The organism is Pseudomonas entomophila, assembly GCF_013523165.1.
Taxonomy (GTDB): Bacteria; Pseudomonadota; Gammaproteobacteria; order Pseudomonadales; family Pseudomonadaceae; genus Aquipseudomonas; species Aquipseudomonas entomophila_A.
Genome location: NZ_JAAMQI010000001.1, coordinates 297,676 through 323,663, shown reverse-complemented (window position 1 = coordinate 323,663; position 25,988 = coordinate 297,676). Strand labels below are relative to the sequence as shown.

Here is a 25,988-nt window from a genome sequence, read left to right as displayed (position 1 = left end):
GGCACGATACAGGCAAGCGCAGCCCCCCCCTGTGGGAGCGGGCTTGCCCGCGATAGCGTCCGGCCCATCACCGCCTGCATCGCGGGCAAGCCCGCTCCCACAGGAGGTTGAACCGCTCCCAGATCAGCAGTGTGATCTACATCGTGTCAGGTAAAGACGTTGAAGGGCCTGGACCTTGCAGCCCCTGCCCGCGGTTTGGTTCAGACGGGACTGGGCACCTGCCCTCGCCCCAGCAGCGCCGACCCTGGCGGCAGGTGCAGGCGCAAGGCGCCGGGACGCGCTTCGAAGCGCAGCTGATGCGCTTGCAATGGCTCACCGTCCAGGTTGATGTCGACACCCTGTGAACTGCGGATCTCGACCCAGGGCAGCCGCGCTCGCACATACAGGCCTTCGCCTGACAGCAGCTCGCGCAAGGCGCCGACCACTTCCTGGGGCGCCGGCAGGATGCTGACATCCAGCAGGCCGTCGTCGATCACCGCCTCCGGGCACAGCTCATGGCCACCCCCGGCTTGCCGCCCGTTGCCGATGCCCAGCGCCAGCAGTTGCCCCTGCCAGTGAAAGTCCGGCCCGGTCAGCTCGACCGACGCCGACTGCAGCTCGCTGAAGCGGCTCAGCCCGGTCAGCATGTAGGCCGCGGCGCCCAGCACCTTCTTCAGGTCCTCGGAGGTGTTGGCGGTCACGGTGCTGCCGAAGCCACCGGTGGCCATGTTGAGGAAGATCCGTTCCCCTGCCGCACCCAGGTCGACCGTCTGGGCAGGTTGCTCCAACAGCAGCAAGGCTTCTTCGGGTTCCAGGGGCACACCGGCCGCGTGGGCGAAGTCATTCGCCGTCCCCAGTGGCAACAGTGCCAGGCTGGCCGAGGCGCCCGCCATGGCCTCGGCGACGTCGCGCAAGGTCCCGTCGCCGCCCCCGGCGATGATGTGCGGGTAGCCCGCCGCCAGTGCCTCCTGAACCAGGCGCTCGGCATCGCCGCCCTCCCAGGTCAGCCGCACATCGAGCGTCCAACCGCGCTCGCGCATCTGCTTGACCGCTTCGCGAACCGCTTCATTCGTCGCTTGCTTGCCGTGCAGCACCAACATGGCCTTTCGAACGTTCATCGTGCGTCTCCTCCGTCGAGCGTGCGCAGATCTCGACCACGGGTTTGGCGGATATACTCCGCGTTTCGCGAAAAAGCAGCGTCAGCCCAGCAACTCGCTCAGCGGGATGAAGCGCACCGGCTCGCCCGCCTCCAAGGTTCGGCCTTCAGGCACCTCCACCAGCCCGTCGGCCCAGGCGGCGCTGCGCAGGACACCCGAGCTCTGATTGGGGTACAGACAGGCCTGGCCGCTTTCCAGCCGCGCACGCAGGTACTCGCGGCGTGTCCCGGCACGCGGCCAGTCGAATCCGGCCGGCACGTCGAAGCGCAAGGGCGCCACCGCATCGACCCCTTGCCGACGCAACAGGTAAGGCCGCGCCAGCAAGCCGAACGTCACCAGGGTGGAGGCCGGATTGCCGGGCAAGCCCAGCACCGGCACGCCCTGCCAGTGACCGAAGGTCAGCGGCTTGCCAGGCTTGATCGCCAGCTTCCACAGGTCCAGCTCGCCGGCTTCGCGCAAGACGATGCCCAGGTAGTCGGCCTCGCCGACCGACACCCCGCCCGTGGACAGAATCAGGTCGATACCGCGAAGGCTGGCCAGGCAGGCGCGGGTCTGCGCCAGGTCATCGGCCAGAATGCCGACGTCCACGGGCTCGCAGCCCAGGCGCCACAGCCAGCTGATCAGCAGTTGCCGGTTGCTGTTGAAGATCTGCCCAGGCCCCAGCGGCTCGCCGGGTTCGACCAGCTCGTCGCCGGTGGACAACACCGCGACCCGCGGACGCCGCACCACCGACACCGTCGGCACGCCCAGGGTCGCGGCCAGGGCAAGCTCGATCGGGCCCAGGCGCGTGCCGGCAGCCAGCACCTCTTCCCCGGCCCGAGTCTCCTGGCCTTGGGGGCGAATGTTCTGCCCGGTGCTGAGCGGCCGCGCAAACCGTACGCGCCCGTCGTCCAGCACCTCGACGTTCTCCTGCATCTCGACGCAGTCGGCCCCTTCAGGCACCGGCGCGCCCGTGAAGATGCGGGCACAGGTGCCCGGCTGCAAGGGTGCCGGTGCCTGGCCTGCGAAGATGCGTTGGCTGACCACCAGCGGGTCGCCTTCGGCCTGCGCACGACACAGGGCATAGCCGTCCATCGCGCTGTTCGGCCAGGGCGGCAGGTCCAGGCCCGCGACCAATGGCTGCGCCAGGACACGCCCATCACCTTGCGCCAGCGCGACCGACTCGGTCTCACGGATCGGCGCTGCAGCAGCGAACGCCAGCAGGCGCTCGAGGGCGTCCTCCACCGGCATCAGGGCCTGGCCCTGGCGCGCCTCAGCCACGGCTGTCACACGGAGCAGCCTGTTTCAGGTGCGGCACGAAGTTGCAGGGACGGTGGCGCGCATCGAGCTGCTCGCCGAGAATCCCGTCCCAGCCGGTACGCACGGCGTTGGTCGACCCGGGCAGGCAGCACACCAAGGTGCCATTGGCCAGCCCGGCCAGGGCGCGCGACTGCACGGTGGAGGTGCCGATGTCGGCGATGGAGATCTGCCGGAACAATTCGCCGAAGCCTTCCACCTGCTTGTCGAACAGGCAGGCGACCGCTTCAGGGGTGCTGTCGCGCCCGGTGAAGCCGGTGCCGCCGGTGATCAGCACGACCTGCACCACATCATCGGCGATCCACTGCGCCACCTGGGCGCGGATCTTGTACAGGTCGTCCTTCAGCAGGACGCGCTCGGCCAGTGCATGGCCCGCTGCCTTGAGCCGATCCACGTACAGTTGGCCAGAGGTATCGGTCTCGAACGTGCGCGTGTCGCTTACCGTCAGCACGGCGATATTGAGCGGAACGAAGGGCGTATCGGCCTTGGCTTTCATAAAGGGCACGGGATCCATTGCAGGGAAGACAGGCCACGGGTTATATCACAGCGCACGGCGGATCGGCGGGCGTGCATGACGATCCGCACCGTGCACGGTCGAACGTGGAACTTGTACCGTTCGTCCGCGTCTCAATGCCATCTTTCCACCTTCGCCTCGGAGAAACACCATGGCCCAACGTATCGTTCCCGCTTTCCTGCTCGCCCTCGGCCTGGCAACGCTCGCCGGTTGCGCCTCGCCGACCGTCATCACCCTGAACGACGGCCGCGAGATCCAGGCCACCGACAAACCGTCCTACGATGAAGACTCCGGCTTCTACGAATTCGAACAGCTCGACGGCAAGAAAACCCGGATCAACAAGGACCAGGTGCGTACCGTCAAGGAACTGTGATTCGGCGGTTTAACCTGTCGCATCAGGGGCTTGCACGGCATTTTCGCGTCGAGTAAGATCCTGTTCATCGGAGTGTAGCGCAGCCAGGTAGCGCGTCTCGTTCGGGACGAGAAGGCCGCAGGTTCGAATCCTGTCTCTCCGACCAGTTCTGCCCTGTCAGCGATGTCCAAACTGTCTCTGACAGCATAAAAAAGCCCAGTGCCAAGCACTGGGCTTTTTTGTGTCCGCACGCGGCGTTGTCGACCGTACGGCAGGCGCGGCTGAAACCGCCCTGCCCCCGTGTGCCGCTTAGAAGTCGTCCTCGACCTCGCCATCCTTGACCCTGAATTCGCGATTCTGCAAATAGGCGTTGCGGATGAAGATGTACTTGTCGCCCGTGATCAGCTTCTCGGCCGACAGCAGGTTGGCGCGGGTATCGACCACGTTCAGGGCGAACACCGAGTTGCGCACCGGCACGTCGTCGACGTAGCGATACGGCCGGGTGTAGGTGTCCGGGTACTTGGCCACGGCGTCGCGCACCGTGCTTGGCCCCAGGAAAGGAATCACCACGTACGGCCCGCTTCCGACACCCCAGTAGCCCAGCGTCTGACCGAAGTCTTCATCGCTGCGGGTCAGGCCCATGTGGGTCCCGACGTCGATCAGGCCACCCAGCCCGAACGTGGTGTTGACGATGAGTCGGGCAGTGTCCACACCGGCTTCGTAGGGCTTGAGCTGGAGGATGTTGTTGGCCAGATTGGTGACGTCGCCCAGGTTGTTGAAGACGTTGTGGATGCCGTCTTCGACGAATTGCGGGGTGACCGCCTGGTACCCTTTGGCCAGCGGCTTCAGGGCATAGGTGTCGAGGAAGTCGTTGAACTGGAAGATCGGGCGATTGACCGCCTCCCACGGATCGTCTTCCGTCGCCGCCTGGCTCGCCGTCCAGGGCGCCAGGACGAGGCCGGCACACACGCAGGCCTGGGTGATTCGCTGCATCACGCCGGCAGCAATCGCACGCATAACATATCTCCATCGAGTCACGGATCACGCGCCGGGCGCGTGGCTGATAAGGCATCAGTATAAAGACTGCGAGGTTCGAGAACAGTTTTACCTGTACGTCATGATCTTCAGCGAGGTACGCACCTGCCCGACAGTCGCCTGGCGCCGGGCGAACGAGGCAAACCTCTCGGCCTTGGCATACGCTGTGAACAGCCGTGCAAGAACCTTTGCCCTGCCGGCGAGGTCCATGGCTCTGACCATTTCATTGAGGGAGACGCCCCATGCCCGCCCGCGAACTGCAAGAGCAACTCGATAGCCTGCGCGAGCAGCTCAAGACCAATGCGCCTCTGTCGTTCGAAGAACGCGACAACCTGCACCAGCTGATGGAGCAGATCGAGGCCCAGCTCGCGCTGGAGACGGAGACCCAGGCCCAGGACTCGAACATCGCCGACGGGGTCAACCTGGCGGTGGAGCGCTTCGAAGCCGCTCATCCTGACCTGACCGCCACGCTGCGCAATATCGCGACACACCTGCACAGCATGGGGATCTGACGCCTCGACCAGCGGCACCGGGCCGGTGACGGCCCGGCCCTGTCGACTCTGCCGCGCCGTTACGCGGCTTGGCGAGCACGCCTCACTGCCGGGCCAGCCGTCCGTTGTCGACGGCCAAGGTCTCTGTGCTGCGGTAGGGGTTGATGTCCAACCCGCCGCGGCGCACGTAGCGGGCGTAGACCGTCAGCGAGGCCGGTTCGAGCAGACGCTGAAGGTCCAGGAAGATGCGCTCGACGCACTGTTCGTGAAAGTCCGAATGCTGGCGGAAGCTCACCAGGTAGGCCAGCAGGCTGGCCGGGTCCAGGCAACGGTCGGCCCGGTACTGCACCACCACGCTGCCCCAGTCCGGCTGATGGGTCACCGGGCAGTTGGACTTGAGCAGGTGGCTGTGCCACACCGCTTCCACGCCTGCCGCCGGCTCGCAACGCAACAGTGAAGGCCGCGGCGCGCTGTAGTCACTGACGTCCAGGTCCAGCTCATCGATGCACTGCCCTGGCAGGCCGACGAACCCCTGCGCCTCCACGTCCGCCAGGCTGCGGATGCGCACCTGCACCGGCTTGCCGGCCACCTGGGACAGGTCCTGTTCGAGGCAGGCCTGGACGGCGGCTGGCGTGGCGAAGGCCGTCTGGTTCAGCGAGTTCAGGTAGAGCTTGAAGGACTTGGACTCGATGATGTTCGGCGAGTCGGCCGGGATGGCGAACTCCCCGATGGCCACCACCGGCTTGCCCGAAGGCAACAGCCAGGACAGCTCGAAGCAGTTCCAGTAGTCGACGCCCTGCCATGGCAGGGTCTGCGCGGTGACCCCCAGCTCGGACCACTTGGCTTCACGGGGAATCGGGAACAGCAGCGACGGGGTGTACGTCGAGACGTACTCGCTGGTCTTGCCCAGCGGTGAATGTTCGGCAGCAGGGTGCATGGATCTGACCTGGGAAATCGAAATGCGCCATTCTACCGGGTTTTCCCTCTGCACTGGCACCTGCCGTCACTCGATGGTCAACGGGCCCACCATGCCCGCCTGGTAATGCCCCGGCACGTTGCAGGCGAACTCGATCGGGGCCGAGCCGCGGAACGTCCAGGTCAGTTCGGCGCGCTTGCCTGGCATGACCAGCACCGTGTTGGCAGCGTCGTGACCGTGGGCCGTCCCTGCGTGCACGTGCCCTGCCATGGCCAGCATCTGCTTCTGGTGCTCGACGTGCATGGCCTTGTCGCCCAGGTTGAACTCATGGGGCAGCTGCCCCTGGTTGATCAGCACGAAGCGCACCGTTTCCCCGGCCTTGACCTGCAACCGACCCGGTTCGAACGCAATGTCCTTGAGCAGCACCTCCACCGTGCGGTCGGCCTTGGCAGGGTCGCCCGGTTCGCCGAACGCATAGGTGTGGGCAGGATCGGCGAGGGCCGACGCACAGCTCAGGGCCAAGGCGCAGGCCAGTAACGTGGATTTCATCGGAAACGCTCCGCAACAGGGAATGGCGACAGTCTGGCAGACCAGGCTGGCAGCCACCTGACGTGCGCATTACAAGATTGTCAGCTTCGCGCAGCCGCCGATGCCTGGCGTATCATGACGCCCTGCCACACTGACACTGACACGGGCTGCGGCCCTTCGCCCCCTGCCACGAGCGTTGCCATGAGACTGCTAGTCGTCGAAGACCAGGCCAAGACGGGCCATTACCTGCGCCAGGGCTTGAGCGAAGCGGGCTTCGTCACCGACCTGGCAGAGGATGGCGACACCGGCCTGCACCTGGCGCTGACCGGTGAACACGACCTGTTGATCCTCGACGTGATGCTGCCCGGGCGCGACGGCTGGCAGATCCTCCAGGCCGTGCGCGCCGCCGGGCTGGAAACGCCCGTGCTGTTCCTGACCGCCCGCGATGCGGTGCAGGATCGCGTGCACGGGCTGGAGCTGGGCGCCGACGACTACCTGGTCAAGCCTTTCGCGTTCGCCGAACTGCTGGCGCGGGTTCGCACCCTGCTCAGACGCGGCAGCGCGCCAACCCAGGAGCCGTCCCTGGGCCTGGCCGACCTGCGTCTGGACCTGATCCGCCGCCGCGTCGAACGTGGAGACCTGCGGATCGAGCTGACCGCCAAGGAGTTCGCGCTGCTCGAACTGCTGTTGCGTCGCCAGGGCGAGGTGCTGCCCAAGTCGCTGATCGCCTCGCTGGTCTGGGACATGAATTTCGACAGCGACACCAACCTGGTAGAGGTCGCGATCCGGCGCCTGCGGGCCAAGGTCGACGACCCACACGAGCACAAGCTGATCCATACCGTGCGCGGCATGGGCTATGTCCTGGAGGCGCGCGGGTCTTGATCCATCGCCTGTCCCTGGGCAACCGCCTGGCCGTGCTGTTCGCCGCATGCACGGCGCTGGTGTCGCTGACGGCCGGGGTGCTGTTCAGCCGCGCCAGCGAACAGCACTTCATCGAACTGGACCAGCAGTGGCTGTCGCCTCGCCTCGCGGCGATCGTCACCCGCCTGGCGGACGTGCAGCGGCCCGAGGACCTTGCCGCCTACCTGCCGGCGCTGCGTCAGGACCTGGGGCACCCGGCCGAGCTGGCCGTGCGCATCCAGGCCCACGACGGCACCGCATGGTTCGACAGCCGCCCCGACCTGCCCGCCACGCCTGCTGCTGCGGGCTTGACGACCCTGCACGCCGACGGCATCGACTACCGCAGCCTCGCGGCGCCCTTGCGCCCCACCGACGCGGGGTCGCCCCGGGTGATCCTGCTGCTGGACATCACGCATCACCAGCACTTTCTGCAGCACATGCAGCGCCTGATCTGGCTCACGGTCGGGCTGTCCGCACTGGCCACGGCACTGCTCGGTGCCTGGGCCGTACGCCGCGGGCTGCGGCCCTTGCGCCAGATCGGGCGGATCGCCGCCGGCGTGTCGGCCCACTCGCTGACCACACGCTTGCCGGTGGCGCACATGCCCGAGGAGCTGGCCCGTCTGGCCGAGGCCGTGAACGCCATGCTGGAACGCCTGGAAAGCGCGTTCGAGCGCCTGTCCGGGTTCTCCGCCGACATCGCCCACGAACTGCGCACGCCCCTCTCCAACCTGCTGACCCACACCCAGGTCACGCTGTCGCGGCCACGAACCCTGGAGACCTACCGCGAAACGTTGCACGGCAACCTGGAAGAGCTGCAATGGATGGCGCAACTGGTCAACGACCTGCTCTACCTGGCCAAGTCAGACCACGGTTTGCTGGTGCCTCAGCGCCAGCCATTGGCGCTGCACGAGGAGCTGGAGGCGCTGCTGGAGTTCTACGCGCCCCTGGCCGAGGAGCGCGAGGTCGAGCTGCGACGGGTGGGACAGGGCGAGATGACGGGCGATCGACACATGCTGCGCCGGGCGTTCTCCAACGTGCTGGACAATGCGCTGCGCTTCACGCCCGCCCAGGGGCAGGTCGTGGTGACGGTGGACACTCGCGGCGACCGGGCGCGCGTGCACATCGCCAACACCGGCCCGGCGATCCCGGTCGATCGGCTGCCGCGCCTGTTCGACCGCTTCTATCGCGTCGATCCGGCACGCCGTGAGGGTGAGCAGGAACATGCAGGGCTGGGGCTGGCCATCACCCATTCCATCGTCCAGGCCCATGGCGGCCACCTTCAAGTGCACTGCAAGGCAGGCTGGACCACGTTCGTCTTCGAGTGGCCGCAGGCCTGAAGCCTGCAAGATCAGCCAAACACCTCGGGGCATTGCTGCATGACCTGCGTCAGCGCTTGCTCCACATCCAGGCCTGCCTGGATACAGTCGGCGAATGCCTTCAAGGCAGCGGGCACGGTGGCGCGCGCCAGGCTGGCGGTGACGAACCGGGTGGCCAAGGTGTCCAACCGGGCCTCGGGCTTACCGCGCTGACCCAGGTGTGCGAACAGCGCCAGCACCTGATCGCCCGTGCTGTACTCATCGATGTCGAAACGTGCCAGGAACACCATGCCCAGTGCGCCTGCGATGTGCGGCTCCGGTCGTGACCAGTCGTTGCGCAATGTCTGGCTAGGTTCGGCCAGCTCCAGTTGCTTGCGCAGCTTGCCAGGCAATGTCGCCGCGGCCTTGGCATGGTTGTAGTAGCTGCGGCTGGCCAATGCTGCGGCATCCCGAACGATTTTCCAGCTCATGGCCCACACCTGGGCCACGCTGTAGGTGTGCAGCGCCTGCCGGATCGTGCCGACCAGCTTGTCGACGGCCTCAGGCTCTGGGACCAGGCTGTGGATGTCGCACTGCCCTCGCAGGTAACGCAGTACATCCTGCGTGGCATAGTCCAGCCACAGACGCGTCAGCGCCTGCGTGTCGCAAGGAGTGCGGTCCATCAGGACGTCGAGCGCCTGTTCGGAGCGGCCCAGGTCAGCGTCGGGCGACAGTCGGTAACGCGCCTGGTGCTTCCTGACCCATACCTGGTCCTCTTTCAGGAAATAGGCATTGGGCATGACCGCGGGGTCGTCCAGCAGCACGCCCTGCTCGCACAACCGGTCGATGAAGTCATCGGCGCCCAAGGCGGTGAGTTCGCTGCAGTCGGCACGGCTGAACGTGCCCTGGCTCAAGCGCGGGCCGATCAGGGCACGGATGGCCTGGAGCACCAGCACCGCATCGTCCGGCAGCTCGGCATAGCATAGGGTATGGGTCTGCAGGTGCTCGATGTAGGGAGCCAGCTTCTGGGTCAGGGCGGCGCGCTCCTTGGCCTCGCGCTCGAGGCGCGCGCGCTGTTCTTGCGCCTGGCAGTCGTGGCAGGCCGTGCGGGCCACCTGATGCATCCGACGCGCCTCGCTGCGCCCCTTGATGCGCACAGGCCCGTCGCAGCGGGGGCAGACCTGGTTTTCGTCGTAGGCCTCGCAGAACGTGCGCAGGTAGGCCGCCAGGCTGCCGGCCTGGGTGACCTCGCGAAACGGCAGCAGGTCACGTACCCGCTCCAGAAACAGGCCTTCCTCGTCCATCGCCCAATAGCGTTTGGCCAATGCGATCTGTTCAGGGTCTGTGGTCTGAACCTCCAACCTGACAGCCATCGTCTCCTCCTCGTATTCCAATGGTCGGTGTCCCCAAGGACAGGGTGGAGCGAAGCCTAGGCAGCATCGACCGGCTGCACAATGCAGGCCGGTGGCTGGAGCAATCTTTGGGAAATGCCCTACGCCGGATCACGAAAAGCGGAAGCAGAAAAGAGACAAAGCCGATAGCAGGATGCTTGTCGAGCACATTCGCGCCCCCCTGTTGTCGCAGCCGAGAGGGCAGCGTCTTCGCGTCTTCAGTCCGTGGCATCCGGCGCCAGGCATCGATCAACGCAAGGGCACTTAATCGATCGAACCTGGCTCCAAGTTGAACGCGCAGATCCCCCTGCGCCCTTCACTGGAGGCCGTCATGGACATCAACCCCAACGCACCCGGTAACATTTCGCAAAAAGGCAAGGCAGGCGCGACCGACAACGAGACCGGGTTCGATCCCACTTCCGAAACGCATGTCGACCCTGCGGTCGATTCGCGGCACCCGGCCGAGAACACACGCGATCCGAACACGCGCAAGTATGACGTGGGGGACGAGGAAGGCCCGAACCCGGGCGATGGCGCCATCTGACCGCACGAACACCTGCTTTCAAGCGCATTGAAAGGGGGCCAACGCCAGTGCCGGTCGGACCTGGCGCCCCCTGGGATGACCCGTTACCGGAGCGGGACCAGCTGCTCGCGCTGAGCCATGCTGAGGTCGTGGATGACAGCGATCTTGAGCGTGGTCCTCCGCCCGGCGCCGGCCAGCGGCTGCCCCATGTCCACCGAGGCATGCTCTGGCAACGTGTACATGGCGCCGGTCAAGGGGTCGACGATCAGCATGCCGATCACGCCGCCGATCAGCAGGTTGCCCCAGTACCAGCCACTCAGACTGGAATCCAGTTCGAGGGTCCGATCAGGGTACCCGTCCTTGCTGAAACGAAGCGTGTAGGTCTGGCCGGTGAAATAGCCCTTGCCGGACTTGAGCGTGACCGTGCTCGGCGTCTGACCGGTGTGCACCACCGTGCCGTTCTTGTCCGTGATCTCGAACGTCGCTCCAGGCGGGGCGCTGGACACCGCCACCGGATAGCGCGATTCACCCACGATGCTGGCGCACCCTTGAACGCCGATCACCGCCGCAATGACCATCGCCCCCATCATTTTCCGAACCATCGATATTCGCTCCCGTGCAGTGTATTGAGTCGGCCATGGCTTGGCCGAGGCACAGGGTAGCGAGTTGTAATCAAGGTAATTCTTTGCTTTTAATTCAACATGTTAAGACTGAAAAATGATGTATCGAAACAGAACTGGCATTAATATGACGCCGTGTTTCATGCATCTATTCGTCCATGACGTCAGGCCGTGATCGGCCACGCAACCCGTCGTATTCCCGAGCGCATTGCAGCCCCGCTATTCGAGCCTGGTCATACGCTTTCGCCAGCGTTCCCGCTCGAGCATCAGCCCGTGCGAGCAGGTCGGAGAGCACCATGGCGGCGCGGGTGGCTGCCTGGCCTCGGGCGACAGCGGCGGGATCCGGGCCGGCGCAACTGACGGCGGCGGCGAGCTGGGCGGCGTCGTGCTGCAGCCGCTGGCCAGCAGCATCGGCGCCAGCAGCGCCAGCGTCAGCCACCTGGGTTTGTTCGTGTGCATGGGCTCTTGCCTCCTCCTGTGCCTGGGCGCGTCGTCGTTCTTCCTGGCGGGCATCGCGCTGGCCCTGTGCCTCGGCCAGGTGGTCATCACTGTCGCGCTGGGCCCAGGCAGCCTGCGCCTCGGCACGCGCCACCGACCGACCGTGCTGATAGGCGCCCCAGCAGGACGCCAGCACCAGTGCCAGCAGGCCAGCCCGTAACGGCCAGCTCATGCGAGCGCCCGTCGTACGCCTTCGTCGATGACCGCCGGCAGGTACGGGTTGCCGCCGTTCTCATGGACGATGATGCCCAGCACCATGCCGCGCAGGGTGACGGGGTCCTGGATGTCGATCGGCGCCGTGGGATGCACCCCGAGACGAGCGGCCACGGCCTGGGCATAGGCCTGGGTATCGTTCTCGTTGCTCGGCGCCCAGCGGGCAATGGTCTCGAGTACCGTGTCGATACCCGGCCCGCCGACACCGGGCAGGCCGTCCTTGCCGCGGTAGTTGATCAGAAGCTTGCCGAGGGCGCGGATGCCGTTCTCCGGGGAGTCGAAGCGGGCGAAGCGCGGGTTGGGCACGCCCTCCTCCAGGCCGAGCTGGCCGATCCAGGCGTTGCGGGGGTTGTAGTCGATGTTGCCGGGGTTGTTGTTGCGGATGCCGCGTGCGGTCATAGGGCGTCTCCAGGTGTGAAAAAACCCGCGCGGGGCGGGCTGGGTGGGTGCATCTACAGAGAAAAGACAGGGCCCGCTTGGCACCTCGCTCCCCGGTAATCCCTTCAGTACTTCTCGGACACGACGGCCTCTAGCGTCCAGAAAAAGAAAGCTCATGTCCCAAGGACAGTCGACCGAGTAGCCTCGTGCGGATCACATGCACATCGATCCATCAGGTGCTGCCTCCTATGCGCGGCCGCAGCCGGGCGATCTCTTCGCTCTGGGTGGTGACCTTTTCGGTCAAGCGCTCGACCTGGCCGGTCAGGGCCTCGATCTTGCCCTCCATGCGACCTACGGCCGCGGCGAGCTCGTTGCGTTCCTTGGCGAACTGATCGGCACGCGCCTCGGCCTGCAAGCGCGCCTCCCGCTCGGAATCGAGCAGCTCGTTGAGGCGCCGGACCACGCCGATGTCGGCCGTGTCCATGGCCCGGTCGGCGGCATCCTTGGACAGAAACTTGCGCAGCCAGAGAAAGCCGCCCAGCAGAACGGTGCCCGTGCCGCCCAGCCAGGTGGCTGTGCCCGGGCCGAAATCGGAAGGGTCCATGGGATCTGTCCAGAAGCAGGGACTGCACGGGGCAGTCGAGGGAAAGAAGCGAGCCTGTCGGTGCGCTGAGGCCGTACGAAGCAGGAGGCGCGTGGTCCTCCCGGCATCAGCCGAACGGGGGCCGAGCCTTTTCGCAGGCACAAAAAAACCGGCTCATTGGCCGGTTTCTTGATCCGCTTCGCGCTGGGCGAAACTTCGAAAGTGAGGAAATCTTGCCACCAGCCGCACCGGAGTGCAACCCCCTTCACGCACTTTTTTTCATGACCTGCAACGCGTCCATGACCGGCGCCAGCACCACGGCATCGAGGTCCTCGCAGCAGGCGAAGATCAGGCTCACGGCGCCGCCCCAGTTGCGTGTCCAGTTGGTCGACTCCAGCGCCACGCCGTAATGCGCGTCCAGCCAGGCACGGAAAGCTTCCGGCGCAGCCAGTGGGTCTGCGTTGGCTGATTGCCCACCTTGGTGCATGTACCGATAACGGGCCATGACGCCCTTGACCACGTATTCGAGCTGCTCGCGCTTGGCGGCCGTCATGCGTGGCGAACGTTGCTGCACCAGCGTGAACACCACCTCCTGGGCGAGTTCCTGGGTGTCGATGTCCAGGTGCGGGCAGTACAGAAAGTCGCCGAACGCCTTAAGCGGTCGGCGCAGGGTGGCGATGGCGGCCTGGACCCTGCCGGCCAGGGCCTGATGCACCGCACGGCCGGCGCCGCGCTGTCGGGTGGTGACCTGCATGCGCGCGCCCAACGCGCCGAGCCGCTCGAGGGCGCGGCCCTGCTGGTCTGAAGGGGTGTGGTAGCAGTCGTGCCAGGCTTGCCGTGCGGTGTTCAGGCGCATGTCGAGATCTCCAGAGCTGGGCGATCCGATCGGGCGCAGAGGGCGCCGGGAGCGGAGGCCGAGAGGACGCCAGGGCGTCACGGGATGGATGGGGCTCATGGACAGGCACCGAAAGGCACCTTGATAAGCATGCTTATACTGTAGAAAGAAGCGTGCTTATTGGCAAGAGGATAAGCAAACTTATACACTGCCGCCATGAAGACACTCGCCGAACGCATCAAAGCTGCTCGCCAGCACGCTCAGCTGACCCAGAAGGCCCTGGCCCAGCAGGTGGGCGTGGAGCAGCCGGTCATCTCTCAGCTGGAAACGGGCAAGAACCTGCAAAGCGCCCATCTGCCGAAGATCGCTCACGTCTGTGGCGTGAGCGCGATCTGGCTGTCCGAGGCGCTCGGCCCCATGCTGCCCGAGCGCGCGACGTCTGCGCCGCAGCCCAACGTCGCGCAGACCGAACAACCCACCCTGACCTTCCGCTACCCCGTGATCAGCTGGGTCGCCGCCGGAGCCTGGGCCGAAGCGGTCGAGCCCTTCCCGCCCGGGTTTTCCGACCGCTACGAGTTGTCCGAATACGATGCCAAGGGCACGGCGTTCTGGCTGGAGGTCAAGGGCGATTCGATGACGGCGCCGGTGGGTCAGAGCATCGCCGAAGGCACGTTGATCCTGGTCGATACCGAGGCCGACGTGCAGCCTGGCAAGCTGGTGATCGCCAAGCTGGCGGACAGCAACGAGGCGACCTTCAAGAAGCTGGTCGAGGATGGCGGGCGGCGCTATCTCAAACCGTTGAACCCGGCCTACCCCACGGAAATGTGCGTGGGCGACTGTCGGATCATCGGGGTGGTGGTGCGCGCCTTGATGAAGCTCTGAATCCGAGCAACAGGCACGTTGGAACGCCAGGCACCGAGCCAGGCGCTCATACAGTCCTACATTTCCGTTGCCAATTTCCTACACCTTCACTACTGTATGCATATACAGCAGTAGAAATGGAGGTTCACATCATGCTTCACCAGCCCGACTTCACCCAGAGCAAGCCCCGCACCTATGAACAGATCGGTCACCGCGTCCAGCGGCTCATCGCCGACCCGCGCGTGCAGCGCATCCAGAGCATCACGGTGTCCAGACTGCCCAATGAAGACCTGGCGGACTGGCGACGCGTGTTGCAGGAATTGACCGAAACCGCCGGGGTGCGTGTCGACGAAGTGGAAGACGGTGCGGTGAAGATCGGCTGGCGCGACTACTGCGAAGCCTGAGGCGCGATCCACGCGCCCGGTAGCAAGGCGCCAGGACGTCGTCGCGCGACGTCCCGGCGCCCTGCCCTCACACCTTGAAACGCCCCACCAAGGCTTGTTGCTGTTCGGCCAGGCGGGCCAGCTCGCGACTGGTCGCCGCCGTCTGTTCGGCACCGGCGCTGACCTGGATCACCAGGTCGTTGATGTCGTTGACGTTGCGACTGATTTCCTCGGCCACCAAGGTCTGCTCTTCGGCCGCCGAGGCCACCTGAATGTTGCGATCGCTGATGGTGGCGATGCCTTCGGCGATCTCCACGAGGCGTTGGCCGGCACGCTCCACGTTGCTGGCGCCGGCCTTGGCCTTGTCGAGGGTTTCCTGCATCGAGCAGGCCGCCCGGTCGGAGCCGTTCTGCAGCTTGCCGATCATCGCCTGGATGCTGACGGTCGACTCCTGGGTCTTCTGCGCCAGGTGCCGGACCTCGTCGGCGACCACGGCAAACCCCCGGCCCTGCTCGCCGGCACGGGCCGCTTCGATGGCCGCGTTCAACGCCAGCAGGTTGGTCTGCTCGGCCACGCCACGGATCACGTCCACCACCGAGGAGATCGAATCGCTCTCGCGCTTGAGCTCGTCGATGATCGTCGCCGTCTGCTCGGCCTGATCCGACAGCGCCTGCACCAGTTGCACCGATCGCTCGATCTCGCTGCGGCCCTGGGCAGTGTTGACGTTGGCTTGCTGCGACATTTCCGAGGCTTCGGTGGTACTGCGCGCCACGTCCCTGACCGTCGCACTCATCTGGTTGATGGCCGTGGCGACCTGGTCGGTGCCGGTGCGCTGCTGGGCCACGTTCTGGCTGGTCTGCACCGCCACGGCCGACGCTTCCTCGGCCGCGGTCGCGACCTGCGTGGTGGCGCTGCCGATCTCCTGGATCACCTGGCGAATCTGCACCGCCATGTTGTTCAGGTTGTTCGCGATCTGGCCGAACTCGTCGCTGCCCTCGTACGGCACGCTGGCAGTCAGGTCGCGTCTGGACAACGCCACCAGCGCTTCGTTGATGTCGCTCACCACCTGCTTGATGGCGCGAATGATGATGAACGACAAGGCCAGCACCAAGGCCAGCACGATCACCACCGCTCCCAGGGTCAGCCACAGGCTGTGGGCGGCGCCATCGCGGGTGTGCAAGGCCAACTGGCGCACGCTCTCGCTCTGGTTGGCCTCGACCTTGCCGATCTGATCGATCCGTGCGGTGGCCAGGTTGAACCACGCTTCGGGCTTGACGTTCAGCGGGTCACCTAAAGGGGTGGTATAAGCCAGCTGTTGCAGGCGCGCCACCTCCTGGGCGTCCGGCTGCTGCAGCACGGCCTGGAGCTCGGCGCGGACCTGGGCCGTGGCGCGCTGTTGCGAGGTGTCCAGGTAGGCCGAGAATTCGCCCAGGTTGCTGGCGAAACGCGACAGTAGCCCGGCGTCGAAGCGGTTCTGGCTGAAGGCCAGGCCCAGCAGGACACGCTCGCGCCCGGCCCGCTCTTTCATTTCGATGAACTGGTTGAGCGTGCCCATGGCGCGCAGGATCGTCGCGTTCTCGACACCGGCCTCCAGGGAGTGGGTGAAACCGATCAGCACCTTGATCAGGCCCGTGAAACGTGTGCCGGATTCGGTGTTGTTGATCGCCTGCGCATCGACCTGCGAACGCAGGCCGGCCAGGCCCTCCAGCGCGCGGTACACATCGGCCAGGCCTGCGTCGGTCGGTGCCGACCCCTGGCGCACGGCCTGGACAGCGGCATCGGTCTCCCGGCGGAAGGTGACCAGCTTGTCCTGCATGGAGGTACCGCCGCTGCCGAGGAAGACGCCGCTGGCACCACGCTCGCGCTGCAAAGAAGTGATCAGATGGCTGAGCCGTTGCGCCGTTGCCGTGGCTTCGACGGTCTGGTTCATGGTGGTGAGGGTCTGATACTTGTCCACGACGTTGCTGCCAGCGAAGAACAATAGCCCAAGCAAAGGGAAGATCAGAATGAGCAACAGCTTCGCGCTCAGAGGAGCGTTCTTTAGCATACACGGGCCTTCATTAGGATGGACGGCGGCAGGTGGTGCGCCCTGGCAGGACCAGAGCCACCGGAATCGACGGGTGACTGGCGCCTGCACAAGACATCCCGGCGCGTCATCGTTCGCTGCCCAACCTGTCGGCGGCGCGTCTGCAAACTTTACCTGCGCGTTGCAGGCATCTTGCAAGACACCACGGCGACATGCCCGCGTCGCCGTGAACCCATGCCCCTCAGTGGCTCGGGGCGTCCTTGCTGCGCAACCGCTCTGGCAAGGCCCAGAACAGCAAGGCCGCCGCCACCAGGCTGGTGACGCCGATCACGTACAGCGCCGGGGTCGTGCTGCCGGAGACGTCCTTGATGTAGCCCACCATCACCGGGCTGACGATGCCGCCGAACTGGCCCAGCGTGTTGATCAGCGCGATCCCGCCCGCTGCACCGGCCCCGGCGCCGGCCAGCAGCTTGGGTGGCAGCGCCCAGAACGCGGGAATCGAGGCGATGATGCCTGTCCCCAGCAAGGCCAGGGCGACGATCAGGAAGGTGGTGTGCTGGGCGAAGATGCCGGCGCTGAAGAAACCGATCGCGCCCAGCGTGACCAGGCCGCAGACGAACAGGCGCCGCTCGCCCGTGGCATCGGACAGCCGCCCGATGACCACCATGCTGATCGCGCCACAGATGTAGGGAATGGCGGTGAGCAGCCCGATGGCCACCGGGCTTTCGGTGCCGGCGCTGCGAATCAGCTGCGGCGCCCAGAAGTTCAGGCCATAGGAGGCGACCTGGATGAGGAAGTAGATCAGCCCCAGCATCAGGAACCCTGGCAGCCGGACGGCCGCCAGCAACGAGCCGTGCGTGTTGGCTTCATGCCGGGCGATGCGGCTGGACAGCAGCGTCTTCTCCGCCGCCGTCAGCCAGGGCGCATCGGCGACGCGGTCCTTGAGCACGCCCAGCACCAGCACCCCCAGCAGCACACAGGGCACGCCACCGAGCAGGAACAGCCAGTGCCAGCCGCGCAGGTCGAGCAGCCCGTCCATGTGACCGAGCACCAGCCCCGACACCGGCGCGCCCAGCAGCCCGGCGAAGGCCGAGGCCAGGAACAGTGTCGAGGTGATGCGCCCGCGGTAGCTCTGCGGGAACCACAACGTCAGGTAATACAGCACCCCCGGCGCGAACCCGGCCTCCATGGCGCCGATCACGAAGCGCAGCACGTAGAACTGCCACTCGGCGGTGACGAAGACCATCAACGCCGTGGCGATGCCCCAGGACATCATGATCCGCGCGATCCAGCGGCGTGCGCCGACCTTGTAGAGCATCATGTTGCTGGGCACCTCGAACAGCACGTAGCCGACCACGAACAAGCCGGCGCCCAGCCCGTAGGCCGTGTCGCTCAAGGCCAGGTCGGCCTGCAGCTGGAACTTGGCGAAACTGATGTTGATGCGGTCGAAGAACGCGAACAGGTAGCAGATCATGATCAGCGGCATCAGGCGCCAGGCCACTTTGCGCACGATCGCCTTTTCGGCGCTGACATCGTCGACGATGCCGCCGGTGGAGGTAGCGGACAGACTCATGTGATTCTCCAGAGAGCTTCCCCAGGGGGAGCCCGATTGTTGTTGTAGTCTGGAAACGCCCTGCAGCCGGACAGTCGACCTGCCCGGCCTGCGGCGTCAGGTCTCGGGGAAGACGGGCGCTGGGTGCAGGTCGCTGTTGCGCCCGGCCTTGGCCACCTGGCCGGGCAGCGCGTGGCCGAGCAACGCCGGCAGCGTGCGCGACAGGGTGATCAGGTGGGCCAGGTCGATACCGGTCGGGATGCCCACTTCATCGCACAGGTTGACCAGGTCCTCGGTGCAGATGTTGCCCGACGCGCCCGGCGCGAACGGGCAACCGCCGAGCCCGCCGAGCGCGGCATCGAAGCGCCGCGCGCCGGCTTCGTAGGCGGCCAGCACGTTGCATAGCCCCAGCCCGCGGGTGTTGTGGAAGTGCAGCGTCAGCGCCGACGCCGGCACCCGCTCGAGCACGCGGTTCACCAGGCGCGTGACCTGGCGCGGGTTGGCCATGCCGGTGGTGTCGGCCAGGGTGACGCCGCCCATGCCCAGCTCGAGGTAGCGGTCCACGATCCGGCAGACATCGTCCTCGTCGATCGGCCCTTCGAACGGGCAGCCGAAGGTGGTGGCGATCGAGCCGTTGAGCCGCTGTGGCGTTCCGCGCACCGCCTCGACGATGTCACCGAACGCGGCCAGCGACTGCTCACGGGTCATGCGCAGGTTGGCACGGTTGTGGGTCTGGCTGGCGGACATCACCAGGTTCAGCTCGTCCGCCCCCGCCTGCATCGCCCGCTGCGCGCCCTTGAGGTTGGGCACCAGCGCCACGTAGATCACCCCTGGGCGCCGTCGAATGCCGGCGAAGACCGCCTCGCCGTCGCGCAGCGCCGGGATGGCCTTGGGCGAGACGAACGAGCCTGCCTCGATGCGCGAGAACCCGGCCAGCGACAGCTGGTCGATCAAGGCGATCTTGTCGAGGGTTTCGACCCAGGTCGGTTCGATCTGCAGGCCATCGCGGGGCGACACCTCCTGCACGATCAGCCGTTGAGCATAGTCCGAGATCATTGCACCACACCCTCTTGTTTGAACCGTTGAATGTCCGCGGCGCTGAAACCCAGCGTGCCCAGCACGTCGTCGGTGTGCTGGCCCAGCGCCGGGCCCTGCCAGTTGATCTGGCCCGGGGTGTCCGACAGCTTGGGCACGATGCCCGGCATCTTCACCTGCGCACCGCCTGGTAGCGTGGTCTCGAGCAGCATGTCGCGGGCCTGGTAGTGCGGGTCGGCGACGATGTCGGCCGCCGAGTAGATGCGCCCCGACGGCACTTCGGCCTGGGCGAGCACGTCGAGCACATGGGCGATGGGGTGCGCCGAGGTCCAGTCGGTGATGGCCGCATCGAGCATCTCGCTCTGGGTCGCCCGGCCATCGTTGCGGGCCAGGTCCTCGCGTTCGGCCAGGTCGGTGCGACCGATGGCCTGCATCAGCCGTTTGAAGATCGGGTCGCTGTTACCGGCAATCACCACGAAGGCGCCATCGGCGGTCGGGTAGGTATTGGACGGTGCGATGCCTGGCAGCGCCCCGCCGGTGCGCTCGCGGACATGGCCGAGCATGGCGTATTCGGGCACCAGGCTCTCCATGACATTGAACACGCTCTCGACCAGCGACACGTCCACGACCTGGCCGTCGCCCTGCCCGGTCTTGACCCGCAGCACCGACATCAAGGCGCCGATGACCGCGTGCATGGAGGCCAGCGAGTCCCCCAGGCTCACGCCGACTCGTGCGGGCGGGCTGCCTGGGGTGCCGGTGGTGTAGCGAATGCCGCCCATGGCCTCGCCGATGGCGCCAAAGCCGGGCCGGTCACGGTAAGGGCCGGTCTGCCCGTAACCGGAGATCCGCACCAGGGTCAGTTTCGGGTTGAGGGCATGCAGGACGTCCCAGCCCAGGCCGAGTTTTTCCAGCGCGCCGGGGCGCAGGTTCTCGATCAGCACGTCGGCGCCTTCGACCAGCTGCTTGACGATGGCGATGCCGTCCGCCGACTTCAGGTTGAGCGCCAGGGACTGCTTGTTGCGCGATTGCAGGTACCACCACAGCGAGGTGCCGTCGTGCATCTTGCGCCAGGTGCGCAGCGGGTCGCCCGCTCCCATCGATTCGATCTTGATCACCTCGGCGCCGAATTCGCCGAGCAGGCGCGCGGCGAAGGGCGCCGCGATCAGGGTGCCGATTTCGATGACGCGAAGGCCACTGAGTGCAGTCATGGGCTGATGCCTCGTTGTTCTTGGAATGTGCGGCCAGCCTAGGCGAGACCGTGGGGGTCGGGCCAACCGTAAATCCGCAAGGTGCCTTCGCGAAACACGAAGGCTCGTCTCATCCCGCTTGCAGGTGGCGGTAGAGCAAACGGCTCACGGGTGACAGCTCGGCAGGGTCACGCACCACCAGCAGCAAGGTGCGCAGGGCCCAGTCGTCGTTCAAGCTCGCGGCGGTGAGGCCCAAAGGCTGGCCGATCAGCTCGAACGCCTTGCGCGGCAGCACGCCGAGGCCGAGGTTGGCCTGGACCATGCGGCACACCGCATCGAAGCCCGGCACGTGGATCCGCAGCCGCAGCGGCTTGCCACAGGCACGTGCCGCCGCATGGGTGCGCAGGTTGATGAAGCTGTCGGCGTGCAGCCCGACATGGTCGAAGGCCAGGGTCTGGGCGAAGTCGAGGTGCACCTCGCCAGCCAGGCTGTGCTCGGGCCGCATCACGACCACCAGTTCGTCCTGACGGTAGGGCACGGCCAGCAGGCCTTCGATTTCGGTGTCGGCCGAACAGATGCCAAGGTCGGCGAAGCCGTCGAGAATGCCCTTGACCACGCCGGCGCTGGGGCGCTCTTCGAGGTTGATCCTGACCTGCCCATGACTGGCGATGAAGGCCTGCAGGTCTTCGGGCAGGAACTCGATGATCGCGGAAATGTTGGCCAGCATGCGCACATGGCCCCGCACCCCATGCAGGTGCTCACCGACGTCGACGCTGATCTTCTCGAGGTCGCTCAGAATGCGCCGGGCGTAGTGCAGCAAGGTCTCGCCTGCGGCGGTCAGCAGCATGCCCTTGGCGTTGCGCTCGAACACTTCGATGCCCAACGCCTGCTCCATGTCGTTCAGGCGCTTGCTGGCCGCCGACAGGGCAATCATCTCGCGATCGGCGCCACGCGTGAGCGTGCCTTCCTCATGGACCGAGACGAACAGTTGCAGGGTGACGAGGTCGAGGCGGCGGACGAGGTGACGTGGAAGCATAGCGGCCTCTTGAGCAGGAAAGGGCTTCAGCCTGACACAAGGACGCGATCCTGGGCGATCACCTGCCTTCACGGAAGGACTGACGTATCTGGCACTGTGGCAGCATTGTACAAAATCGGCTGAAGTGGCCAAAAGTTGTACAAACATGCCCATTGGTCCGAGCGAGACAACGGGTGGGCGGCAGGCGGCTCAATCGTCTATCGATTGTCTGGCTCATGCTCATGGAAAACACGCTTGTACTGATCATCGAAGACGAGCCCTCGCTGCGCGAATTTCTGGTCACCCTCGTGGAGGACATCGGTGGCTGCGCCGTCGCGGTCGATACGGTCGATGCGGGCCTGAGCCTGTTGCCCGGGCAACCTTGGAACCTGCTGGTCACCGACGTGAACACACCCGGACGGGGCGATGGCTGGGACGTGGCCTGGGCGGCGTACAAACAGGACGCTACCCTGCCCGTGCTGGTCACCAGTGGTGGCAACGGCGACCTCAACGGCACGCTGCCGCCCACGGCGCTGTTCGTGTCGAAGCCGTGGTCGCTCGAGCAGATGACGGCGCTGCTGGAAAGTCGGCTGTGCAGGACGGACGCTGAACGACAGCATGCGTTCCAGGCCCCTGAAGCGTAGAGCACACCGGATCGCGCTCGAACTTCAGCGCGTGCATTGCCGTGGCGTGGCCACACATGCCCCGTCTTTCGTGGATGAACGTCCAGTAGCCGCCCTGAAGTCTTCCGTAGTAGCGTTGAACCTCACCTGCCTGGAGAGACGCCCGATGAGCCTTCGCAGCTTGGCCAGAAACCTGCCGCCAGACCCTGAACGTGCCGGCTGGGTACTGGGCTGGGGCGTGCTGCGGGACCGGCACCCCTGGCATTTCGTGGACGTGTATGCCGACCGGCAGACTGCCTGCGTCGAGGCGGACCGGCGCGGCGAGGGCTATGTGGTGGAGTACGGATCGCACCGGCTCGGCTCGAGCGAGTTCATCTGCGGGGTGACCTTGCCCGAGGGGTGATGGCACGCCCTTGCGCTGCCGGCCGCGCCTGGCGCGGGAGACACTGCCCTCTTCACCCATGCCGACCCAGGCCGCTGCTGCCTGCCCTCCCCCTCGCCCGCCTTCATCGCCTTCGTGACAGCTTCGTCGACGCTGCTGGTCGAAGGCAGCTCATAAACGTCCGGCCAGCAAGAGCAGGAAGACGATCAACCCGCCGAACGTCATGGCGAACGATGCGATGGTCGCCAGCACGAGGCAGACAAGCGTCAAGGCCGGCACATGGGGCGCCACTTCCAGCTGATACTTTGCCCGTATCGTCTCCGGGTTCAGGCAGGTGACCACGATGTCGCCCGGCACCGTACAGTCGAACGCGCCCAAGGGCGTGGATTGATTCCCGGACATGTCCGTTCGCTGGACGCTGAACAACGAACGGCCATAGGAGCGGTACGCCAAGGGGATGCCGCCAGGCGAGGTAGCAACGGAAAACCGGGCGGCGAAATACGCCACGCCGGTGATGAAGGTCAAAGGCGGGATCACGAGGCTGATCACGTAGCGGCCTGGCTGCGGCAAGGTCAGTGTGTAGGGGGTGGCGCTGGCTGAAAACCGGATACGCACCGCCGGGAAGATGACCCGTCGCATTCGTGCGATGCAGCGCACCAGGCCGTAGAGACCCAGGAGCACGATGACGGGGAGGGCCAGGTGGAGCACTGTGGTCGGAGTGGTCACGGAGCATCTCTGTGGAGAGGAACCGTCATCGTAATGACGTGCTTCGCTCGAGGCAATCAGGGCCGGGCCTCATTGGAGTGGCCGCAATACTCGAAGGAAACGTCTGGGAGAGGGTCACGTGGTAAAACGGCGGACAAAGAAAAGCCCGCTGGGGAAGGCGGGCGAATGTATTTCACGGATGTGGCTTCATCGTGCCAAGGTCGAGGTGAAAATGTCGTGAAGACGGTGTCGCAAATGTCTGGCGTTGAAAAGAACGTAGGGATGCTCTGATCGACTTGCCTCGCAAAGCCTCTGGTCACAAAATCGCCTGGCTGCTTTCTCTGTGAGAGTCGACTTGCTCCCACAGGGAAAGTCTTTGGATTGAACGCAGGCAGCTCAACCCTCGAAGTTGATCACCATACGGCCCTTGATCCTGCCTTCGAGCATCTCATCGAAAATGTCGTTGATGTCTTCGATCGGGCGCAGCGTCACCTTCGGCACCACCTTGCCTTGCGCCGCGAATTCGAAGGCTTCGAGCAGGTCCTGACGTGTACCGACCAGCGACCCCACCACTTCGATGCCATCGAGCACCAGTCGCGGGATGTTCAGGTTCATGGCTTCGGAGGGTAACCCCACCGCCACCAGCCGCCCGCCCGCCCGCAGCGCATCCACCGCCGAATCGAAGGCGCTTTTCGACACGGCCGTGACCACGGCCGCGTGGGCACCGCCGGTCTTTTCCTGAATGATCTTCGCCACCTCCTCGCTGCGCGGGTTGAGCACCAGGTCTGCGCCCATCTCGCGGGCGAACGCGAGCTGCTCATCGTTCACATCGATCGCGATGACGCGAGCGTTGAAGACATGCTTCGCGTATTGCAGGGCCAGGTTGCCCAGCCCGCCCAGCCCGTAGATGGCCATCCACTGACCCGGGCGGATGTTGGAGGACTTGACGGCCTTGTAAGTGGTCACCCCGGCACAGGTGATGCTGCTGGCCGCTGCCGAGTCGAGACCCTCCGGCACTTTTACCGCGTAGTCGGCCACCACGATGCAGGACTCGGCCATACCTCCGTCCACGGTGTAACCGGAATTCTTGACCTGGCGGCACAGCGTCTCGTTACCGCTGTTGCAGTACTCGCAGTGCCCGCAGCCCTGGTAGAACCACGCCACGCTGGCCCGGTCGCCTGGCTTGAGCGAGGTTACCCCGGGCCCGACCTCGACCACGACACCCACCCCTTCATGGCCTAGCACCACGCCGGTCTTGTCGCCGAAATCGCCGTTTTTCACATGCAGGTCCGTATGGCAGACGCCGCAGCACTGCATCTTGAGTAACGCTTCACCGTGCGCCAACGGCCGGAGTGTCTTTTCCACCACCTCGACGCGGCGATCTTGGGTAACAACTGCAGCTTTCATGGATGCTCCTTGCTTACCTGAGTGGGCTTGAGTTGAAGGCATCAGCATAGAGGTGATTGGGGCAAGGAGATTGCTTTAGGTCAATAGGTGGATGCTCAGTTCAGGCTTTCACAAGGTTAGGCTTTGTACAAAAGTCGTTGTGGCTAAGATTGCCGCCATGCCCGGTTGGAGGCCCGCATGGCAAGGCGTTACGAAATCTCTGATGCCTGCTAGGGATGGCGGTCTCAGTGATCAAGTGCAACACCTGAGATAAGGTGCTGCATGACTACCCACTACACCCACTTGACCATCGAAGAGCGCGTAACGCTGATGATCATGCGCATGCAAGGCTCCTCGCTGCGAGCCATCGCCCATCTTCTTGGGCGTCAGCCCAGCACGCTGAGTCGAGAGGTTCGGCGCCAGTCGCAGCCTGAGCGTTATAACGCCAGCGACGCCAGTGCCCGCGCCTGTGCCCTCAGACATGTCCCGAGGCGCAGCAAGATGCTTGCCCCTGGCTCTGAACTGTTCCAGGTCGTGCACAGCCTGTTGGCCAAAGGCTGGTCTCCTCAACAAATTGCCGCCAGACTCAAGGACTACTGGCCTGATAATCCCGAGCGGCATGTGAGTCACGAAACGATCTACCTGACAATCTATGCATACCCACGCGGCGAGCTTAAGCGCCAACTCATCGGTTACCTGCGCCAGGGCGGCAGCAAGCGGCGTACTCGCAGCACTGCGCCAGCCCGCCGCGAGCGCTATCCGGCCGAACAGAACATTCGCTACCGGCCCGAAGAAGTCGAAGGCCGGCAAGTGCCAGGTCACTGGGAAAGCGACCTGATCATGGGCGCGAACAATCGTTCGGCAGTGGCGACGATGGTCGAGCGCACGAGCCGTTTCGTGACCCTGGCCAAGTTGGATGCGCCCACCGCAGACGCCGCGCTGGAGGCGATGACGCGAGAACTTTCTCGCATGGCACCGGCGTTGCTGAAAACCATGACCCATGACCAAGGCAGCGAGATGGCCAGGCATGCGGAGCTGACAGCGCGCACGGGGATGAAGATCTACTTCGCTGACCCGCACAGCCCTTGGCAAAGAGGCAGCAACGAGAACACGAACGGTCTGCTCCGGCAGTACTTGCCCAAGGGCACCGATTTGTCGCTGGTGAGCCAGGAGCGGCTGGACGAGATTGCCGACTTGCTCAATACCCGACCTCGTCAGACACTGGGCTGGAAATTTCCCGTTGAGGTGTTGACGGATCATCTGCAATTACTGGCGACCAACCGGCTCGACATCGTTAATTGACTGTTGCACTTGGAACCTGAGGCCGCT

The 25,988-nt window shown here is 65.3% G+C and carries 29 protein-coding genes, 1 tRNA gene and 1 pseudogene; 11 read left to right on the top strand and 20 right to left on the bottom strand.

The window, feature by feature from the left end; genetic code table 11:
- Positions 1–200: 200 nt before the first annotated feature.
- The 3 genes from yegS to moaB all read right to left on the bottom strand — a co-directional run bounded on the left by yegS (position 201) and on the right by moaB (position 2,928).
- The gene (yegS, locus tag G7Z99_RS01475) at positions 201–1,097 is read right to left on the bottom strand and encodes a lipid kinase YegS (protein WP_181091352.1); all 897 of its coding nucleotides are present in this window, start codon (positions 1,095–1,097) and stop codon (positions 201–203) included.
- Between the two features lie 81 nt (positions 1,098–1,178).
- Complete coding sequence (locus G7Z99_RS01470; protein ID WP_181091350.1) at positions 1,179–2,405, bottom strand: molybdopterin molybdotransferase MoeA; 1,227 nt, start codon at positions 2,403–2,405, stop codon at positions 1,179–1,181.
- On the bottom strand, positions 2,389–2,928 hold the full coding sequence (moaB, locus tag G7Z99_RS01465) for a molybdenum cofactor biosynthesis protein B (RefSeq protein WP_181091474.1): 540 nt from the start codon (positions 2,926–2,928) through the stop codon (positions 2,389–2,391). The genes G7Z99_RS01470 and moaB overlap by 17 nt, the downstream gene beginning before the upstream one ends.
- Positions 2,929–3,097: 169 nt before the next feature.
- On the opposite strand from moaB, the gene G7Z99_RS01460 reads away from it, so the two are divergent.
- The gene (locus G7Z99_RS01460; protein WP_060393262.1) at positions 3,098–3,319 is read left to right on the top strand and encodes a YgdI/YgdR family lipoprotein; all 222 of its coding nucleotides are present in this window, start codon (positions 3,098–3,100) and stop codon (positions 3,317–3,319) included.
- Between the two features lie 68 nt (positions 3,320–3,387).
- Positions 3,388–3,464: transfer RNA gene (locus G7Z99_RS01455), tRNA-Pro, on the top strand.
- A gap of 143 nt (positions 3,465–3,607) precedes the next feature.
- On the opposite strand, the gene G7Z99_RS01450 is transcribed toward G7Z99_RS01455, so the two are convergent.
- Complete coding sequence (locus G7Z99_RS01450; RefSeq protein WP_060393261.1) at positions 3,608–4,315, bottom strand: MlaA family lipoprotein; 708 nt, start codon at positions 4,313–4,315, stop codon at positions 3,608–3,610.
- A gap of 260 nt (positions 4,316–4,575) precedes the next feature.
- Here G7Z99_RS01450 and G7Z99_RS01445 point away from each other — a divergent pair, with 260 nt between their 5' ends.
- A complete protein-coding gene (locus tag G7Z99_RS01445; RefSeq protein WP_060393260.1) occupies positions 4,576–4,845 on the top strand; it encodes a DUF4404 family protein in 270 nt (89 codons plus the stop codon).
- An 82-nt stretch (positions 4,846–4,927) separates the two neighbouring features.
- Here G7Z99_RS01445 and queF read toward each other — a convergent pair whose 3' ends face one another.
- Positions 4,928–5,761 (bottom strand): NADPH-dependent 7-cyano-7-deazaguanine reductase QueF, encoded by an 834-nt coding sequence (queF, locus tag G7Z99_RS01440; protein ID WP_181091348.1) that lies wholly within the window; start codon positions 5,759–5,761, stop codon positions 4,928–4,930.
- A gap of 66 nt (positions 5,762–5,827) precedes the next feature.
- Positions 5,828–6,289, bottom strand: coding sequence for a cupredoxin domain-containing protein (locus tag G7Z99_RS01435; protein ID WP_181091346.1), 462 nt, complete (start codon positions 6,287–6,289; stop codon positions 5,828–5,830).
- A gap of 180 nt (positions 6,290–6,469) precedes the next feature.
- Between G7Z99_RS01435 and G7Z99_RS01430 the strand changes: the two genes are divergently transcribed.
- Both G7Z99_RS01430 and G7Z99_RS01425 read left to right on the top strand, forming a co-directional pair.
- On the top strand, positions 6,470–7,150 hold the full coding sequence (locus G7Z99_RS01430) for a heavy metal response regulator transcription factor (protein ID WP_181091344.1): 681 nt from the start codon (positions 6,470–6,472) through the stop codon (positions 7,148–7,150).
- The gene (locus G7Z99_RS01425; protein WP_181091342.1) at positions 7,147–8,505 is read left to right on the top strand and encodes a heavy metal sensor histidine kinase; all 1,359 of its coding nucleotides are present in this window, start codon (positions 7,147–7,149) and stop codon (positions 8,503–8,505) included. The genes G7Z99_RS01430 and G7Z99_RS01425 overlap by 4 nt, the downstream gene beginning before the upstream one ends.
- Positions 8,506–8,516: 11 nt before the next feature.
- Here the strand turns inward: G7Z99_RS01425 and G7Z99_RS01420 are convergent, their stop codons facing one another.
- Positions 8,517–9,836 carry a hypothetical protein gene (locus tag G7Z99_RS01420; RefSeq protein WP_181091340.1) on the bottom strand — a complete coding sequence of 440 codons (1,320 nt, stop codon included), beginning with the start codon at positions 9,834–9,836 and terminating at the stop codon, positions 8,517–8,519.
- Between the two features lie 349 nt (positions 9,837–10,185).
- Between G7Z99_RS01420 and G7Z99_RS01415 the strand changes: the two genes are divergently transcribed.
- Entirely contained in the window at positions 10,186–10,398 is a 213-nt protein-coding gene (locus G7Z99_RS01415; RefSeq protein WP_181091339.1) for a hypothetical protein, read from the top strand.
- Between the two features lie 83 nt (positions 10,399–10,481).
- Here G7Z99_RS01415 and G7Z99_RS01410 read toward each other — a convergent pair whose 3' ends face one another.
- From G7Z99_RS01410 to G7Z99_RS01390, 5 genes are all read right to left on the bottom strand, one after another.
- The gene (locus G7Z99_RS01410; RefSeq protein WP_181091337.1) at positions 10,482–10,979 is read right to left on the bottom strand and encodes a hypothetical protein; all 498 of its coding nucleotides are present in this window, start codon (positions 10,977–10,979) and stop codon (positions 10,482–10,484) included.
- Between the two features lie 166 nt (positions 10,980–11,145).
- Positions 11,146–11,667, bottom strand: a complete 522-nt coding sequence (locus G7Z99_RS01405; protein WP_181091335.1) for a DUF2514 domain-containing protein — start codon at positions 11,665–11,667, stop codon at positions 11,146–11,148.
- Entirely contained in the window at positions 11,664–12,107 is a 444-nt protein-coding gene (locus G7Z99_RS01400) for a structural protein P5 (RefSeq protein WP_181091333.1), read from the bottom strand. Before G7Z99_RS01400 ends, G7Z99_RS01405 begins: the two co-directional genes overlap by 4 nt.
- Positions 12,108–12,318: 211 nt before the next feature.
- A complete protein-coding gene (locus G7Z99_RS01395; protein ID WP_181091331.1) occupies positions 12,319–12,690 on the bottom strand; it encodes a chemotaxis protein in 372 nt (123 codons plus the stop codon).
- 244 nt (positions 12,691–12,934) lie between these two features.
- Positions 12,935–13,525 (bottom strand): hypothetical protein, encoded by a 591-nt coding sequence (locus tag G7Z99_RS01390; protein ID WP_181091330.1) that lies wholly within the window; start codon positions 13,523–13,525, stop codon positions 12,935–12,937.
- 195 nt (positions 13,526–13,720) lie between these two features.
- On the opposite strand from G7Z99_RS01390, the gene G7Z99_RS01385 reads away from it, so the two are divergent.
- Together G7Z99_RS01385 and G7Z99_RS01380 are read left to right on the top strand one after the other, a co-directional pair.
- Positions 13,721–14,386 (top strand): LexA family protein, encoded by a 666-nt coding sequence (locus G7Z99_RS01385; RefSeq protein ID WP_181091328.1) that lies wholly within the window; start codon positions 13,721–13,723, stop codon positions 14,384–14,386.
- A gap of 131 nt (positions 14,387–14,517) precedes the next feature.
- The gene (locus G7Z99_RS01380; protein ID WP_181091326.1) at positions 14,518–14,769 is read left to right on the top strand and encodes a DUF1654 domain-containing protein; all 252 of its coding nucleotides are present in this window, start codon (positions 14,518–14,520) and stop codon (positions 14,767–14,769) included.
- A 67-nt stretch (positions 14,770–14,836) separates the two neighbouring features.
- Here G7Z99_RS01380 and G7Z99_RS20065 read toward each other — a convergent pair whose 3' ends face one another.
- The 6 genes and pseudogenes from G7Z99_RS20065 to G7Z99_RS01355 form a co-directional block, all read right to left on the bottom strand.
- Positions 14,837–15,700, bottom strand: a complete 864-nt coding sequence (locus G7Z99_RS20065; protein WP_375139126.1) for a methyl-accepting chemotaxis protein — start codon at positions 15,698–15,700, stop codon at positions 14,837–14,839.
- Positions 15,692–16,678 (bottom strand): annotated as a pseudogene (locus tag G7Z99_RS20060) (nitrate- and nitrite sensing domain-containing protein); the annotation flags it as partial. The gene G7Z99_RS20065 and the pseudogene G7Z99_RS20060, both read right to left, overlap by 9 nt.
- A 337-nt stretch (positions 16,679–17,015) precedes the next feature.
- Complete coding sequence (locus G7Z99_RS01370) at positions 17,016–18,347, bottom strand: MFS transporter (protein WP_181091322.1); 1,332 nt, start codon at positions 18,345–18,347, stop codon at positions 17,016–17,018.
- 96 nt (positions 18,348–18,443) lie between these two features.
- Complete coding sequence (locus tag G7Z99_RS01365; protein WP_181091320.1) at positions 18,444–19,382, bottom strand: hydroxymethylglutaryl-CoA lyase; 939 nt, start codon at positions 19,380–19,382, stop codon at positions 18,444–18,446.
- Entirely contained in the window at positions 19,379–20,569 is a 1,191-nt protein-coding gene (locus G7Z99_RS01360) for a CaiB/BaiF CoA transferase family protein (RefSeq protein WP_181091318.1), read from the bottom strand. Before G7Z99_RS01360 ends, G7Z99_RS01365 begins: the two co-directional genes overlap by 4 nt.
- A gap of 109 nt (positions 20,570–20,678) precedes the next feature.
- Positions 20,679–21,584, bottom strand: coding sequence for a LysR family transcriptional regulator (locus tag G7Z99_RS01355; RefSeq protein WP_181091316.1), 906 nt, complete (start codon positions 21,582–21,584; stop codon positions 20,679–20,681).
- Between the two features lie 221 nt (positions 21,585–21,805).
- On the opposite strand from G7Z99_RS01355, the gene G7Z99_RS01350 reads away from it, so the two are divergent.
- Both G7Z99_RS01350 and G7Z99_RS01345 read left to right on the top strand, forming a co-directional pair.
- Positions 21,806–22,207: a response regulator gene (locus G7Z99_RS01350; RefSeq protein ID WP_181091314.1), complete on the top strand. Its 402-nt coding sequence runs from the start codon at positions 21,806–21,808 to the stop codon at positions 22,205–22,207.
- A gap of 145 nt (positions 22,208–22,352) precedes the next feature.
- Complete coding sequence (locus G7Z99_RS01345) at positions 22,353–22,589, top strand: hypothetical protein (protein ID WP_181091312.1); 237 nt, start codon at positions 22,353–22,355, stop codon at positions 22,587–22,589.
- 150 nt (positions 22,590–22,739) lie between these two features.
- On the opposite strand, the gene G7Z99_RS01340 is transcribed toward G7Z99_RS01345, so the two are convergent.
- Positions 22,740–23,294 (bottom strand): hypothetical protein, encoded by a 555-nt coding sequence (locus G7Z99_RS01340; protein ID WP_181091310.1) that lies wholly within the window; start codon positions 23,292–23,294, stop codon positions 22,740–22,742.
- A 375-nt stretch (positions 23,295–23,669) separates the two neighbouring features.
- Entirely contained in the window at positions 23,670–24,680 is a 1,011-nt protein-coding gene (gene adhP, locus G7Z99_RS01335) for an alcohol dehydrogenase AdhP (protein WP_181091308.1), read from the bottom strand.
- A 261-nt stretch (positions 24,681–24,941) separates the two neighbouring features.
- Between adhP and G7Z99_RS01330 the strand changes: the two genes are divergently transcribed.
- Positions 24,942–25,961, top strand: coding sequence for an IS30 family transposase (locus G7Z99_RS01330; protein ID WP_181091306.1), 1,020 nt, complete (start codon positions 24,942–24,944; stop codon positions 25,959–25,961).
- Positions 25,962–25,988 lie beyond the last annotated feature (27 nt).

What these genes read in the sequence shown, in the direction of transcription:
- yegS (WP_181091352.1), bottom strand. Translation starts at nt 1,097, where the DNA reads ATGAACGTTCGAAAGGCCATGTTGGTGCTGCACGGCAAGCAAGCGACG.
- moaB (WP_181091474.1), bottom strand. Translation starts at nt 2,928, where the DNA reads ATGAAAGCCAAGGCCGATACGCCCTTCGTTCCGCTCAATATCGCCGTG.
- G7Z99_RS01460 (WP_060393262.1), top strand. Translation starts at nt 3,098, where the DNA reads ATGGCCCAACGTATCGTTCCCGCTTTCCTGCTCGCCCTCGGCCTGGCA.
- G7Z99_RS01450 (WP_060393261.1), bottom strand. Translation starts at nt 4,315, where the DNA reads ATGCGTGCGATTGCTGCCGGCGTGATGCAGCGAATCACCCAGGCCTGC.
- G7Z99_RS01445 (WP_060393260.1), top strand. Translation starts at nt 4,576, where the DNA reads ATGCCCGCCCGCGAACTGCAAGAGCAACTCGATAGCCTGCGCGAGCAG.
- queF (WP_181091348.1), bottom strand. Translation starts at nt 5,761, where the DNA reads ATGCACCCTGCTGCCGAACATTCACCGCTGGGCAAGACCAGCGAGTAC.
- G7Z99_RS01435 (WP_181091346.1), bottom strand. Translation starts at nt 6,289, where the DNA reads ATGAAATCCACGTTACTGGCCTGCGCCTTGGCCCTGAGCTGTGCGTCG.
- G7Z99_RS01430 (WP_181091344.1), top strand. Translation starts at nt 6,470, where the DNA reads ATGAGACTGCTAGTCGTCGAAGACCAGGCCAAGACGGGCCATTACCTG.
- G7Z99_RS01420 (WP_181091340.1), bottom strand. Translation starts at nt 9,836, where the DNA reads ATGGCTGTCAGGTTGGAGGTTCAGACCACAGACCCTGAACAGATCGCA.
- G7Z99_RS01415 (WP_181091339.1), top strand. Translation starts at nt 10,186, where the DNA reads ATGGACATCAACCCCAACGCACCCGGTAACATTTCGCAAAAAGGCAAG.
- G7Z99_RS01410 (WP_181091337.1), bottom strand. Translation starts at nt 10,979, where the DNA reads ATGGTTCGGAAAATGATGGGGGCGATGGTCATTGCGGCGGTGATCGGC.
- G7Z99_RS01405 (WP_181091335.1), bottom strand. Translation starts at nt 11,667, where the DNA reads ATGAGCTGGCCGTTACGGGCTGGCCTGCTGGCACTGGTGCTGGCGTCC.
- G7Z99_RS01400 (WP_181091333.1), bottom strand. Translation starts at nt 12,107, where the DNA reads ATGACCGCACGCGGCATCCGCAACAACAACCCCGGCAACATCGACTAC.
- G7Z99_RS01395 (WP_181091331.1), bottom strand. Translation starts at nt 12,690, where the DNA reads ATGGACCCTTCCGATTTCGGCCCGGGCACAGCCACCTGGCTGGGCGGC.
- G7Z99_RS01390 (WP_181091330.1), bottom strand. Translation starts at nt 13,525, where the DNA reads ATGCGCCTGAACACCGCACGGCAAGCCTGGCACGACTGCTACCACACC.
- G7Z99_RS01385 (WP_181091328.1), top strand. Translation starts at nt 13,721, where the DNA reads ATGAAGACACTCGCCGAACGCATCAAAGCTGCTCGCCAGCACGCTCAG.
- G7Z99_RS01380 (WP_181091326.1), top strand. Translation starts at nt 14,518, where the DNA reads ATGCTTCACCAGCCCGACTTCACCCAGAGCAAGCCCCGCACCTATGAA.
- G7Z99_RS20065 (WP_375139126.1), bottom strand. Translation starts at nt 15,700, where the DNA reads ATGGCGGTGCAGATTCGCCAGGTGATCCAGGAGATCGGCAGCGCCACC.
- G7Z99_RS01370 (WP_181091322.1), bottom strand. Translation starts at nt 18,347, where the DNA reads ATGAGTCTGTCCGCTACCTCCACCGGCGGCATCGTCGACGATGTCAGC.
- G7Z99_RS01365 (WP_181091320.1), bottom strand. Translation starts at nt 19,382, where the DNA reads ATGATCTCGGACTATGCTCAACGGCTGATCGTGCAGGAGGTGTCGCCC.
- G7Z99_RS01360 (WP_181091318.1), bottom strand. Translation starts at nt 20,569, where the DNA reads ATGACTGCACTCAGTGGCCTTCGCGTCATCGAAATCGGCACCCTGATC.
- G7Z99_RS01355 (WP_181091316.1), bottom strand. Translation starts at nt 21,584, where the DNA reads ATGCTTCCACGTCACCTCGTCCGCCGCCTCGACCTCGTCACCCTGCAA.
- G7Z99_RS01350 (WP_181091314.1), top strand. Translation starts at nt 21,806, where the DNA reads ATGGAAAACACGCTTGTACTGATCATCGAAGACGAGCCCTCGCTGCGC.
- G7Z99_RS01345 (WP_181091312.1), top strand. Translation starts at nt 22,353, where the DNA reads ATGAGCCTTCGCAGCTTGGCCAGAAACCTGCCGCCAGACCCTGAACGT.
- adhP (WP_181091308.1), bottom strand. Translation starts at nt 24,680, where the DNA reads ATGAAAGCTGCAGTTGTTACCCAAGATCGCCGCGTCGAGGTGGTGGAA.
- G7Z99_RS01330 (WP_181091306.1), top strand. Translation starts at nt 24,942, where the DNA reads ATGACTACCCACTACACCCACTTGACCATCGAAGAGCGCGTAACGCTG.